Annotated in this window: 3 protein-coding genes; all 3 read left to right on the forward strand. The window is 74.4% G+C overall.

The genetic code is table 11. The features are described 5' to 3' along the window. Nucleotides 1–1,941 (forward strand): type I polyketide synthase (locus ACTOQ1_RS42355; protein WP_440074170.1); only part of this gene is annotated, 1,941 nt, incomplete at its 5' end. Between the two features lie 33 nt (nucleotides 1,942–1,974). After that, the gene (locus tag ACTOQ1_RS42360) at nucleotides 1,975–12,963 is read left to right on the forward strand and encodes a type I polyketide synthase (protein WP_440074172.1); all 10,989 of its coding nucleotides are present in this window, start codon (nucleotides 1,975–1,977) and stop codon (nucleotides 12,961–12,963) included. Nucleotides 12,964–12,992: 29 nt separating this feature from the next. After that, nucleotides 12,993–14,755, forward strand: a 1,763-nt coding sequence (locus tag ACTOQ1_RS42365) for a type I polyketide synthase (RefSeq protein WP_440074174.1), incomplete at its 3' end; no start/stop codon positions are given.

A 14,755-nucleotide genomic window follows, 5' to 3' on the forward strand; every position in this document is an offset into this window, starting at 1 on the left:
CGGCCGTATCTGCCGTTCGCCTGGAACGGGGTGTCGGTCCACGCGGTCGGCGCCACCACCCTGCGCGTCAGGGCGACAAGAAACGCCACCGCCAACGTCGGGAGCGTCGGCATCACGCTGAGCATCGCCGACGGCAGCGGCGCACCCGTGGCCGACATCGAGGCGCTCACGCTTCGGGCCCTGTCCACGGCCGGCCTGGGCAACACCGCCGGGCAGAACCTGTACCGGCTCGAGTGGAGTGCGGCTCCGGCCGTTTCCGCCGCCGCGGAGGCGCCCGGGTGGGTGGTCGCCGATTCGCCGGCCGATTCGCCGGCCGGTGAGATCGCGGAGTGCGTGCTGGTCGAGGTCCCGGCCGGGGTGCACCAGGCGCTGGGCCTGGTGCGGGAGTGGCTGGCCGAGGAGCGGTTCGCCTCCTCGCGGCTGGTGCTCGTGACCCGGGGCGCGGTGGCGGTCGCCGAGGTCGAGGACGTGGACCCGGTGCAGGCCGCGGTCTGGGGTCTGGTGCGGGCGGCGCAGGCCGAACAGCCCGGCCGGTTCGTACTGCTGGACGCGGAGGCCGGGCCGCTGGACCCGAGAACGGTCGGTCAGGCCCTCGCCTCGGGCGAGGCGCAGGTCGCGGTCCGGTCGGGCGCGCTGTGGTCGCCGCGCCTGGCACGCGCGGCCGTACCGGAGTACGAGCGGCTGGAGTTCGGGCCGGAGTCCACGGTGCTGGTCACCGGAGGCACCGGCGGCCTGGGCGCGCTGGTGGCCAGACATCTGGCCGCGACCTACCAGGTCAAGCATCTGCTGCTGGCCAGCCGGCGCGGCGAGCAGGCTCCAGGCGTCACCGACCTGGTGACCGAGCTGACCGACCTGGGCGCCACGGTCACGGTCGCGGCCTGCGACGTCGGTGACCGGGACGCGCTGGAGCAGCTGATCGCTGCCATCCCCGTCCAGCACCCGCTGAGCGGCGTGGTGCACGCGGCCGGCGTCCTCGACGACGGCGTGATCACCGCGCTCACCCCCGAACGGCTGGAGCGGGTCATGCGGCCCAAGGCCGGCGCGGCCTGGCACCTGCACGAGCTCACCCGGCATCTCGACCTGTCCGCGTTCGTCCTCTTCTCCTCCCTCTCCGGGGTGCTCGGCGGGGCCGGCCAGAGCAACTACGCCGCGGCCAACGCCTTCCTCGACGCCCTGGCCGAGCACCGCAGGTCACAGGGACTGGCGGGCACCTCGCTGGCCTGGGGCCTGTGGGAGAGCGGGGGCATGGCGGACGACCTCACCGAGGCCGACATACGCCGCATGGAGCGCATGGGCCTGAAGCCGCTGCCGGTGGCGGACGGGCTGGCCCTGTTCGACGCCGGCCTGAACCACGACCTCCCGGCGCTGGTCGCCGCCCGGTTCGTCCAGGCCAGGACCACGGCCCGTACGGCGATGCCCCGGGCGGGCGCCCTGCACGGGCTCACCGAACGGCTGGCCGCGATGGAGCCCGCGGAGCGCCAGGCGGCACTGTCGGACCTCGTCCGCGGCCAGGCGGCCATGGTCCTCGGCTTCGCCGACGCCTCGGCGATCGAGCCCCAGCGCCAGTTCCAGGACCTGGGCTTCGACTCCCTCACCGCGGTCGAGTTCAGGAACCGGCTCAGCGCCGTCACCGGGCTCCGGCTGCCGGCCACGCTGGTCTTCGACTACCCCACCTCGATCGAGCTGATCGAGTATCTGGTGGACCACTTCGACGGGGCGGAGGACGAGGAGGCGCAGATCCTGCGGCTCTTCGCCGAGATCGAAAAGATCGAGAACACCGTGACCGGGCTGGCGGAGGAGAGCGTCGCCCGCAACCGGCTGGTCGCCCGCCTCAAGGACTTCCTGACGGGCCTCAACGGCTTCGGCGCGGCCGACCAATTCGAGACGGCCACCGACGACGAGATGTTCGCCTTCATCGACAACGAGCTTGAAGTCTCCTGACCTGTGCGCTTCTGCTGAGAAGGAATACCCGAGATGGCAAACGAAGACAAGCTCAGGGACTACCTGAAGCGGGTTACAGCCGACCTCCAGCAAACTCGTCGGCAGCTGCACGAGATCGAGGGCCGCGACCACGAGCCCATCGCGATCATCGGCATGAGCTGCCGCTACCCGGGCGGGGCCACCTCGCCCGAGGAACTGTGGCAGCTGGTCGCCGAGGGCGGTGACGGGATCTCCGAGTTCCCCGCCGACCGCGGCTGGCGCGAGGACCTCTACCACCCCGACCCGGACAACCCGGGCACGACCACTTCCAGGCACGGCGGCTTCCTCTACGACGCCGCCGAGTTCGACGCGGGATTCTTCTCCATCTCCCCGCGCGAGGCCATAGGGACCGACCCGCAGCAGCGGCTGTTCCTGGAGACGTGCTGGGAGACCTTCGAGCACGCGGGCATCGACCCGGTGTCGGTCCGCGGCAGCCGTACCGGGGTCTACGCCGGGGTCATGTACCACGACTACTTCCGCGCGGAGGCGCTCGGCAGCGTCACCTCGGGCCGGGTCGCCTACGCCCTGGACCTGGAGGGCCCGGCCGTCTCCGTCGACACGGCGTGCTCCTCGTCGCTGGTCGCGCTGCACCTGGCGGTGCACGCCCTGCGCAGGGGCGAGTGCTCGATGGCACTGGCCGGCGGCGTCACGGTGATGGCGACCCCGAACACGTTCATCGAGTTCTCCCAGCAGCGAGGCCTGGCCGGCGACGGCAGGTGCAAGTCGTTCGCCGGCGCGGCCAACGGCACCGGCTGGGGCGAGGGCGTGGGCGTGCTGCTGCTCGAACGCCTCTCTGACGCCACGGCGAACGGGCACAACGTGCTCGCGGTCATCCGCGGCAGCGCGGTCAACCAGGACGGCGCCAGCAACGGGCTGTCGGCCCCGAACGGTCCCTCCCAGGTCCGGGTGATCAGGGAGGCGCTGGCCGACGCTGGCCTGTCGCCCTCGCAGGTCGACGCGGTGGAGGGCCACGGGACCGGCACCACCCTGGGCGACCCGATCGAGGCACAGGCGCTCATCACCGCCTACGGCCAGGACCGGGCCCCCGGCAGGCCGCTCTGGCTGGGCTCGCTGAAGTCGAACATCGGCCACACCCAGGCCGCCGCCGGCGTCGGCGGCGTCATCAAGATGGTGATGGCCCTGCGGAACGGCGTGCTGCCTCGGACGCTGCACGTGGACGAGCCGACCGAGCACGTGGACTGGTCGGCCGGCGCCGTGGAGCTGCTCACCGAGGCCCGCCCCTGGGAGCGTCACGACGCGCCGCGCCGGGCGGCCGTCTCGGCCTTCGGGTTCAGCGGCACCAACGCCCACATGATCATCGAGGAGACGCCCGTCACGCCCGACGAGGCCGAGCCAGAGAGGCTGCCGCTCCCGCTGGTGCCCTGGGTGGTCTCCGCCAAGGACGAGCAGGCGCTCGCGGCGCAGGCCGGCCGGCTCCACACGTGGGCGGCCGCGCACGACGACCTGCCGATCGAGGACGTCGGCTGGTCCCTGGCGACCGGCCGGGCCGTGTTGGACCGGCGCGCGGTGATCGTCGGAGCGGACCGGGCCGAGCTCCTGGCCGGCCTCCAGGCCCTCGCGGAGAACGCGACCCTGCCCGGAACCGTCACGGGAACCGGGACGGGCGGGCAGCTCGCCTTCCTGTTCGCGGGCCAGGGCAGCCAGCGGGTGGGCATGGGGGCGTCCCTCGCGGCGGCGTTCCCGGTGTTCGCCGACGCGCTGGAGGAGGTCTGCAAGGTCCTGGACCCGATGCTGCCGCACCCCGTACGCGAGGCGATGTTCTCCGGTCCGGAAGAGGTGCTGGCCGAGACGGGGATGACCCAGCCGGCGCTGTTCGCCTTCGAGGTCGCCCTCTACCGTCTGCTCACCTCACTCGGCATCACGCCGGACGTGCTGGTGGGTCACTCGGTGGGAGAGATCGCCGCCGCCCACGTGGCCGGGGTGCTCTCGCTGCCCGACGCCTGCACGCTGGTCTCCGAGCGGGCCCGGCTGATGCAGGCACTCCCGCAGGGCGGGGCGATGCTGGCCGTCGCCGCCTCCGAGGCCGAGGTGCTGCCGCTGCTGGAAGGGCGTGACGTCGGCATCGCCGCGGTCAACGGCCCGGAGGCGGTGGTGATCTCCGGCGGCGAGGCCGCGGTGGAGGAGATCGCCTCCCTGGTGAACGCCCGCACCCGCAGGCTGCGCGTCTCGCACGCCTTCCACTCTCCGCTGATCGAGCCGATGCTGGCCGAGTTCCGCCAGGTCGCCCGGTCGCTGACCTACCACGAGCCGACGGTGCCGATCATCTCCGACGTCACCGGCAGGCGCGCCCAGGCGGGACAGCTGACCGACCCCGGCTACTGGGTGGACCACGTACGGCAGGCGGTCCGCTTCTCCGACGCCGTCACCACCGCCCGCACCGGCGGCGCCACGGTGTTCGTCGAGATCGGCCCCGACGCCGTCCTGACCAGCCTGGCCAGGCAGATCCTCGACGGCGACGACGCCGTCGCCTTCGTGCCGACCGCGCGCAAGGACCGCGACGAGGCGCGAGCCCTCGTCGAGGCCCTCGGCCACCTGCACGGCAGGGGCGTCGTCGTCGGCTGGGACGCCTACTTCGCCGACGCCTGCCCACGGCGCGTCGACCTGCCCACCTACGCCTTCCAGCGCAAGCGCTTCTGGTTCATGCCGGGAAGCGCCGCGCCCGAGCAGGCGGCCGACGCCGTCGACCCCGAGTTCTGGTCGGCCGTGGAGCGCGAGGACGTGGCCGCGCTCGCCGCGACGCTGAACATCGAGGACGGCTCGCCGCTGGCCGCCGTGCTGCCCGCGCTGTCGTCCTGGCGGCGCAGCAGGCGCGAGCAGGGCGTGCTGGACTCGTGGCGCTACCACGTGACGTGGGAACCCGTCACCCTGCCGGACGCCAGGCCCTCCGCGCTGTCCGGCACCTGGCTGATCGCGGTCCCGGCGGCGCGTGCCGCCGACGCCTCGGTGCTCTCCGTCGCCGAGGCCCTCGAGCGGCACGGAGCCAGGCCCGAGGTGGTCGGGCTGGGCGACGACCCCGGCGGCGAGGCGCTGCCGTACGGCGACACCGCGCCCGCGGGCGTCCTCTCCCTGTACTGCGACCTGGCCCTGACCCTCTCGCTGATCCAGGCCCTCTCGCGAACCCAGGCCACGGACGGCCCGAACGCGCCGCTGTGGATCGGCACCGACGGCGGCGAGAACGTGAGCCGCGTCGACTTCGTCCGCGACCCCGAGCAGGGCGCGGTGGCCGGCCTGGGCCGCGTGCTCGCCCTGGAGCACCCCGACCGGCCGGGCGGCACCGTCGACCTGCCGGAGACCCTCGACACGCGCGTCCTCAACCGCCTGGTGAGCGTGCTCGCCGGCGCCGGGGAGGAGGACCAGCTGGCCGTCCGCGCCTCCGGGATCTTCGCCAGGAGGCTGACCAGGGCGCCCAGACGGCGGACGGGCCCGGCCGGACGCTGGCAGGCGCGCGGCACCGCCCTGATCACCGGCGGCACCGGCGGCCTGGGCGCGCACGTGGCGCGCCGGCTCGCCCGAGGCGGCGTCGAGCACCTGCTCCTCACCAGCAGGCGCGGCGCGGACGCCCCCGGCGTCACGGAGCTCGTGGCCGAACTCGAAGGGCTGGGCGCGCGGGTCACGGTCGCCAAATGCGACGTGGCCGACCGCGCCGCGCTCGCCGCCCTGGTCGACGAGGTCGAGGCGGGCGGCGACACCATCAGGTCGGTCTTCCACACCGCGGGAGTCCCGCACATCCAGCCGTTGCTCGACCTCGGCCGCGACGAGCTGGCCGAGGCCACCCAGGCCAAGATCACCGGCGCGGCCCACCTGGACGAGCTCTTCGCCGGCCCGCTCGACGCCTTCGTGCTGTTCTCCTCCGGCGCCGGTGTCTGGGGCGGCTCCCACAACGGGGCCTACGCCGCGGGCAACGCGTTCCTCGACGCGCTCGCCGCCCACCGCCGCGCCCGAGGCCTTCCCGGGACGGCGATCGCCTGGGGCTTCTGGGACGCCGCGGGCGGCGGGATGACCACGCTGCTCGGCGAGGACGACGCCCGCAGGAGCGGCGTCCGCTACATGGACCCGCTCACGGCCGTCGAGGGACTCTGGCAGGCGCTGGACGACGACGAGACCACCCTGGTGATCGCGGACATCGACTGGCCCCGCTTCGCCCCGCTCTTCGCCATCGCCCGCAGGCGCCCCCTGCTGGAGGGCGTCCCCGAGGCCGTCGCGGTGCTCGAGACCGGCGGCGACACCGGCGCGGGCGCCGGGGAGGTGTCCGAGCTGGGCGCCCAGCTGGTCCGGCTCAGTCCGCAGGACCAGACCCGCCTCCTGGTGGCCCAGGTCCGCAAGGAGGTGGCGGGTGTGCTCGGCTACGCGGACCCGTCGGAGGTCGGCGTCGACCGGGCCTTCCGCGACCTCGGCTTCGACTCCGTCACGGCCGTCGAGCTGCGCGGCAAGCTCAACCTCGCCTTGGGCATCCGCCTGCCGGCCACCGTGGTCTTCGACTACCCGAACGTGAAGGCGCTCGCGGAGCTGGCCAGGACCGAGATCCTGGGCGTGCAGGAGGACGTCGCGACCGCCGGGAGGGTTCACGGCGACGTGTCCGACGACCCGATCGTGATCGTCGGAATGAGCTGCCGCACCCCGGGCGGGGTGAACGGCCCCGACGACCTCTGGCGGCTGGTCGCCGAGGGCGAGGACGCCATCTCCCGGCTGCCCGACAACCGGGGCTGGGACGTCGAGGGGATCTACGACCCAAGCCCGGAGGCGGTCTTCGCCTCGTACACGCAGGACGGCGGTTTCGTGCTCGGCGCGGGCGAGTTCGACCCCGAGTTCTTCGGGATCTCGCCGCGTGAGGCCCTCGCGATGGACCCGCAGCAGCGGCTGCTGCTCGAAGCCTCCTGGGAGGCGATCGAGCACGGCCGCATCGACCCCGGCTCGCTGCGCGGCAGCCGGACCGGCGTGTTCGTGGGCGCGGCCTACGAGGAGTACGGCCGCCACTCCGACCAGGTGCCGCTGGAGTCCATCGGGCACCTGGTCACCGGCACGCTGAGCAGCATCGCCTCCGGCCGCGTCGCGTACGCGATGGGGTTCGAGGGGCCCGCGGTCACGGTCGACACGGCGTGCTCGTCGTCGCTGGTGGCGCTGCACCTGGCGGTGCAGGCGCTGCGCAACGGCGACTGCGACCTGGCCCTGGCGGGCGGTGTCACGGTGATGTGCACCCCGCTCGGCTTCATCGGCTTCAGCCTGCAGGGCGCGCTCGCCAGGGACGGCCGGTGCAAGTCCTTCGCCGGCTCGGCGGACGGCTTCGGCCTGTCGGAGGGCGTCGGCATGCTCCTGGTCGAGCGGCTGTCGGACGCGCGCCGCAACGGCCACCCGGTCCTGGCGGTGATCCGCGGGTCGGCGATCAACCAGGACGGCGCGAGCAACGGCCTCACCGCGCCGAACGGCCCCTCGCAGCAGCGGGTGATCCGCCAGGCGCTGGCCAACGCGGGCCTGTCGCCGGCGGACGTGGACGCGGTCGAGGCGCACGGCACGGGCACCACCCTCGGCGACCCGATCGAGGCGCAGGCGCTGCTCGCCACGTACGGCCAGGACCGGCCCGAGGACCGGCCGCTGTGGCTCGGCTCGGTGAAGTCGAACATCGGCCACACCCAGTCGGCGGCAGGCGTGGCCGGGGTCATCAAGATGGTGATGGCCCTGCGGCACGGCGTGCTGCCGAAGACGCTGCACGTGGACGAGCCGAGCCCGCACGTGGACTGGTCGGCCGGCAGTGTGGAACTGCTGACCGAGGCCGTCACCTGGCCGGACAGCGGGCGCGAGCGCCGCGCCGCCGTCTCGTCGTTCGGCATCAGCGGCACGAACGCGCACGTGGTGCTGGAGGAGGCTCCGGCCCAGGAGAACGAAGCACCGGAAGCGCCTTCCAAGCTGCCCGCGGTGCCGTGGGTGCTGTCGGGGCGGAACGCCCAGGCCCTGCGCGACCAGGCCGGACGGCTGGCGCGGGCGGTCGCCGGATCCGAGGCGCGCCCGGAGGACGTGGCCCACTCGCTGGCCGTCTCCAGGTCCGCGTTCGACCACCGCGCGGTGGTCGTGGGCACGGACCGCGACGAACTGCTCGCCGGGCTGCACGGGCTCGCGGACGGCGTCGCCGTCACCGGGGTGGTCGAGGGCACGCCCGGCTCGGGCGGCAAGACGGTGTTCGTCTTCCCTGGCCAGGGGTCGCAGTGGCCGGGCATGGGTGTCGAACTGCTGGACTCCTCCGCGGTGTTCGCGGCGCGGATGGCGGAGTGCGAGGCGGCGCTGTCGGAGTTCGTGGACTGGTCGCTGACCGGGGTGCTGCGGGCCGAGGAGGGCCAGCCGGGCTTCGACCGGGTGGACGTGGTCCAGCCGGTGCTGTGGGCGATGATGGTCTCGCTCGCTCAGCTGTGGCAGTCACTCGGGGTGGAGCCGGCGGCGGTGGTGGGCCACTCCCAGGGCGAGATCGCCGCCGCGGTGGTGGCCGGCGCGCTGTCCCTGGAGGACGGCGCCCGGGTGGTGGCGTTGCGCAGCCGGGCGATCGTGGCGCTGGCCGGCCGGGGCGGGATGGTCTCCGTCGCGCTGCCGTCGGCCGAGGTGACCGAGCGGCTGGGCCGCTGGGACGACCGGGTGTCGATCGCCGCGATCAACGGCCCGGCCTCCACGGTGGTCTCCGGCGACGTGGACGCGCTGGAGGAGCTGCTCGCCGGCTGCGAGGCGGCCGGGGTGCGGGCCAAGCGGATCGAGGTGGACTACGCCTCGCACTCGGCGCACGTCACCGCGATCGAGGACGAGCTCGCCACGCTGCTGGCGCCGGTCGCGCCGCGTACCGGCCACACCCCGTTCTTCTCCACCGTGACCGCCGGCTGGATCGAAGGCTCCGAGCTCGACGCCGGGTACTGGTACACCAACCTGCGCCGGCCTGTCCAGCTGGAGCCGTCGGTGCGCGCGCTGATGGAGCAGGGACACGGCGTGTTCGTGGAGTGCAGCGCCCACCCCGTGCTGACCATGGCCGTCCAGGAGACCGCGGACGCGGCCGACCACGACGTCACGGCCATCGGCACCCTGCGGCGCAACGAGGGCGGCCAGCGCCGGATGTGGTCCAGCGCGGCCGAGCTGTGGGCGCGCGGCGGCGACGTCGACTGGGAGCGGGCCATCGCCCCCGCCCGGCCGAGCATCGTCGACCTGCCCACCTACGCCTTCCAGCACCAGCACTTCTGGCTCGAGGAGCGCACCGCCCAGCCCGGCGACGTCGGCGCCGCCGGCCTGGGCGCGGCCGGACACCCCCTGCTCGGCGCGGCCGTGTCGCTGGCCGGCGCGGAGGGCGTCCTGCTCACCGGCAGGCTGTCGCTGAGGACGCACCCGTGGCTCGCCGACCACGCGGTCAACGGGCAGGCGATCCTGCCGGGAACCTCCTTCGTCGAGCTCGCGCTGCGCGCCGGTGACGAGGTCGGCTGCGACCTCGTCGACGAGCTCACCATCCAGGCGCCACTCACCCTGCCGGAGCGGGGCGCGGTCCAGCTCCAGCTCGCCGTCGGCGCGCCCGACGACGAGGGACGGCGCACGCTCGCCGTCCACGCGCGGCCCGACCGCGGGCTGTCCGACGACCCGTGGACCTGCCACGCCGTCGGCGTCCTCGCGACCGGCGCCGCGCAACGACCGGTCCAGGACACCGCCGCCTGGCCGCCCGAGGGCGCCGAGGCCGTCGATGTGTCCGGCATGTACGGCTGGCTGGCCGAGGCCGGCCTCGGCTACGGCCCGACCTTCCAGGGACTGCACGCCGTCTGGCAGCGCGGCGAGGAGATCTTCGCCGAGGTCGCCCTGCCGGAGGGCACCGACACCGGCGGATTCGGCCTCCACCCCGCGCTCCTCGACGCGGCGCTGCACTCGATCGCGCTGCACGCGACCGGCGCGCAGGCCGGGCCGCAGATGCCGTTCGCCTGGACCGGCGTGCGGCTGCACGCCACCGGGGCCACCTCGATCCGCGCCCGGCTGTCGATCCGGGAGGCCGGTCGCGTGGCGCTCACCGTCACCGACCAGGCGGGCGCCCCGGTCGCCGACGTGGCGGCCCTGCTGCTGCGCCCGCTGCCCGCCGCGGGCACCGCTTCGGCCGCCGGTACGGCACGCGACTCGCTCTACGCCCTCGACTGGGCGCCCGTCCCGGCCGGAGAGGTGCCGGCCGGGCAGCGGTGGGCCGTCGTCGGCGACGCGACCGGCCTGTCCCGCGCCGGGATCGACGCCGCGCGGCACGACAGCCTGGCCGCGCTCCTCGCGACGGAGCAGGTGCCCGACCTGGTGTGCGTGTCACTGGACGGCGGCCCTGCGGGCGCGCTGGCCGCGGCCGTCGCCGACCGTACCTGCGAGGCGCTCGACCTGCTGCGGACCTGGCTGGCCGAGGAGCGCTTCCCGTCCTCGCGGCTGGTCCTCATCACCCACGGCGCCGTCGCCGCGACCGGCCACGACGAGGTCGCGGACCTGCGCAACGCCGCCGTCTGGGGGCTGGCCAGGTCGGCGCAGTCGGAGAACCCGGACCGGCTGATCCTGCTCGACCTGGACGGCCACCCGGACTCCTACCGGGCGCTGCCGGCCGTGCTGGCCGGTGGGGAGACCCAGCTCGCGCTCCGCGAGGGGACGGCGTACACGCCCAGGCTCGCCCGCGCCGGATCCGGGCGCGGCGGCGCCATGGTCCCGCCCGCCGGGACCGGGAACTGGCGGCTGGACGTGACCGGCCGCGGCACGGTCGACAACCTGGCGCTGCTGCCCGCGGACAACCCGCCGCTGGCCCCCGGCCAGGTGAGGATCGCCACCCGGGCGATGGGGCTGAACTTCCGCGACGTGCTGATCGCCCTGGACATGTACCCCGGCGACGCCCCCATGGGCGGGGAGGGCGCGGGCGTCGTCACCGAGGTCGCCGACGACGTCACCACGCTCGCGGTCGGCGACCGGGTGATGGGCATCGTCGACGGCTTCGCCCGGCTCGCCGTCACCGACCACCGGCTGCTCACCCGGATCCCCGACGGGTGGACGTTCGCCGAGGCGGCGTCCGTGCCGATCGCCTTCGTCACCGCCTACCACGCGCTCGTGGACCTGGCCGGCCTCCGCGCCGGCGAGTCGCTGCTGGTGCACGCCGCCGCCGGCGGCGTCGGGACGGCCGCCGTGCAGCTCGCCCACCACCTGGGGGCCGAGGTCTACGGCACCGCCAGCGAGGGCAAGTGGGACGCGGTGCACGCGCTGGGCGTGCCCCGCGAGCGGATCGCCTCCTCGCGGACGCTGGAGTTCGCGCGGACCTTCGGCGCCGGAGTGGACGTGGTGCTCAACTCCCTCGCCGGGGAGTTCGTCGACGCCTCGCTCGGGCTGCTGCGCCCCGGCGGGCGGTTCATCGAGATGGGCAAGACGGACGTGCGGGACCCGGCCGCGATGCTCCCCGCGCGCTACCAGGACTTCGACCTCACCCGGCTCGACACCGCGCGCACCGGCGAGATCCTCGCCACGGTCGTCGCGCTGTTCGCGGAGGGCGCGCTCCGGCTGCCGCCGATCCGCGACTGGGACGTCCGCCGGGCCGGTGACGCGTTCCGGCACGTCGCCCAGGCCCGCCACATCGGCAAGGTCGTGCTGACGATGCCGGCCGAGCTCGACGGCGAGGGCACCGTGCTCGTCGTCGGCGGCACCGGCGCGCTCGGCGCGCTCGCGGCCAGGCGGCTGGTCACCGAGCACGGCGTGCGGCACCTGGTCCTGGCCGGCCGCCGCGGCCCCGAGGCCGCGGGCGCCGCCGCGCTGGAGGAGGAGCTGACCGGGCTGGGCGCCACCGTACGGATCGTCGCGTGCGACGCGGCCGACCGGGACGCCCTGGCGGCGCTGCTCGCGGGGATCCCCGCCGAGCACCCGCTGACCGGCGTCCTCAGCACGGCGGGCGTGCTGGACGACGGGATGATCTCCTCGCTCACCCCGGAACGCGTCGAGGCCGTGCTGCGGCCGAAGGTCACCGCGGCCGTCAACCTGCACGAGCTCACCGCCGGGCTCGACCTGGCGCGGTTCGTGCTGTACTCGGGCGCGGCCGGCGTGTTCGGCAGCCCCGGCCAGGGCAACTACGCGGCGGCCAACGCCTTCCTGGACGCGCTCGCCCAGCACCGCCGGGCACGCGGGCAGGCGGCGACGTCGCTGGCCTGGGGCCTGTGGTCGCCGCAGAGCGGCAGCGGGATGACCGGCCACCTGGACGAGGCCGACATCGGCAGGCTGAACAGGTCCGGCATGGGCGCGCTCGACCTGGACCAGGGCCTCGACCTGTTCGACCTGGCCATGGGCGCGGACCAGGCGGCACTCGTGCCCATGCGGCTCGATCTCGCCACGCTGCGCGCGGGCGCGGCGGCCGGCTTCGGGCACCCGCTGCTGCGCGGCCTGGTGCGGACCACGGCCCGCCGCGTCGTGACGGCCGAGTCGCAGGAGGCCGAGTCCCTCACCGACCGGCTGGCGGCCCTTCCCGAGGCCGACCGGACGCCGATGCTGCTGGACCTGGTGCGGAGCCACGTGGCCGCGGTGCTCGGCTTCGCCGGGTCCGAGACGGTGGAGCCCGGCCGGGCGTTCAAGGAGATCGGCTTCGACTCGCTGACCGCGGTGGAGCTGCGCAACCGCCTCAAGACCGCCACCGGGCTGCGGCTCCCGGCCTCGCTGGTCTTCGACTACCCCAACCCCGCCGTGCTGGCCGGGCACCTGCTGGAGGAGATCGCGCCACCGGCGCACAGCGCGGACCGGCAGATCCTGGCCGAGCTCGACCGGATCGAGGCCAGGCTGGCCGTCGTCGCGGCCGGGTGCGAGACCTCCGAGGACATCACGGCCCGGCTGGAGCAGCTGCTCTTCTCCTGGAAGGAGAGGCGGCCGGACACCGGACCGGCGGAGGAGGACGTGGCCGGCCGGCTGGCCGACGCGACGGCGGACGAGATTCTCAACTTCATCGACAACGAGCTCGGCATCTCCTGAGCAGGCGTAGTAGCGAGAGAGGAAGGCAGATGGCAACAGAAGCACAGCTCGTCGAGTACCTGAAGCGAGTGACGACCGAGCTTCACGACAGCAAGAAGCGCCTGCACGCGGCCGAGGAGAAGGACCACGAGCCCATCGCCATCGTCGGCATCGGATGCCGCTACCCGGGAGAGGTCGAGAGCCCGGAGGACCTGTGGCGGGTCGTGGCCGGCGGGACCGACGCCATCTCGAAGTTCCCCGAGGGGCGCGGCTGGGACCTGGAGGCGCTCTACAACCCCGACCCCGACGCCTTCGGCACCTCGTACGTCGCCGAGGGCGGGTTCGTGCACGACATCACCGAGTTCGATCCCGGCTTCTTCGGGATCAGCCCGCGTGAGGCCGTCGCGATGGACCCGCAGCAGCGGCTGCTGCTGGAGACCTCGTGGGAGGCGATCGAGCGGGCCGGCATCGACCCGGCCACCCTGCACGGCAGCAGGACCGGCGTGTTCGTGGGCGCCAACAGCCCCGAGTTCCTCACGATGATGACGCAGGCGCCGCCGGAGCTGCAGGGCTACATGATGACCGGCGTCGCCACCAGCGTGGTCTCCGGCCGCATCTCCTACACCCTGGGGCTGGAGGGCCCGGCCGTCACCATCGACACCGCCTGCTCGTCGTCCCTGGTCGCGCTCCACCTCGCGGTGCGCGCGCTGCGCAACGGCGACTGCACGATGGCGCTGGCCGGAGCGGTGACCGTGCTGGCGACCCCCGGCACGTTCCTCGGCTTCAGCCGGGTGCGCGCGCTGGCGAAGGACGGGCGTTCCAAGGCGTTCTCCAACGCCGCCGACGGCATGGCGCTCGCCGAGGGCGCCGGCGTGCTCCTGGTCGAGCGGCTGTCGGACGCGCGCCGCAACGGCCACCCGGTCCTGGCGGTGATCCGCGGGTCGGCGATCAACCAGGACGGCGCGAGCAACGGGCTGACCGCGCCGAACGGCCCCTCGCAGCAGCGGGTGATCCGCCAGGCGCTGGCCGACGCCAGGCTCGCACCCGTCCAGGTCGACGTCGTCGAGGCGCACGGCACCGGCACCGCGCTCGGCGACCCGATCGAGGCGCAGGCCATCCTGGCCACGTACGGCCAGGACCGGCCCGAGGACCGGCCGCTGTGGCTCGGCTCGGTGAAGTCGAACATCGGTCACGCCCAGGCCGCCGCGGGCGCCGCCGGGGTCATCAAGATGGTGATGGCCCTGCGCAACGGCGTCATGCCCGCCACCCTGCACGCCGAGGAGCCCTCCGAGCAGATCGACTGGACGGCGGGCGACGTGGAACTCCTGACGGAGGCCCGTCCCTGGCCGGCCGGCGCGGAACCGCGCAGGGCGGGCGTGTCCTCGTTCGGCATGAGCGGCACCAACGCGCACGTGATCATCGAGGAGGCCCCCGCCCAGGAGGCGGTCGAGGCCGAGGCGCCCGCCGAGGTGCCGGAGGTACCGGTGGCGCCGTGGGTGCTGTCGGCGAAGACGAGCGAGGCGCTCCGGGCACAGGCCGGGCGGCTGGCGGCGTGGACGGCCGAGCGCGGCGAGCTGCGCCTGGCCGACGTGGCGCACTCGCTGGCGGTGTCGCGGTCGGCCTTCGAGCGCCGGGCCGTGGTGGTGGGGGACCGGGCCGAGCTGACGGCGACCCTGGAGCGGTTCGCCTCCGGCACGGTGTCGGGCGCCGTCGAGGGAGTGGCGGCGACCACGGGCAAGACGGTGTTCGTCTTTCCCGGTCAGGGGTCGCAGTGGCTGGGGATGGGGGTTGAGCTGCTGGAGTCGTCGGCGGT

The sequence above is a fragment of the Streptosporangium sp. OZ121 genome, assembly GCF_051918885.1.
Taxonomy (GTDB): domain Bacteria; phylum Actinomycetota; class Actinomycetes; order Streptosporangiales; family Streptosporangiaceae; genus Streptosporangium.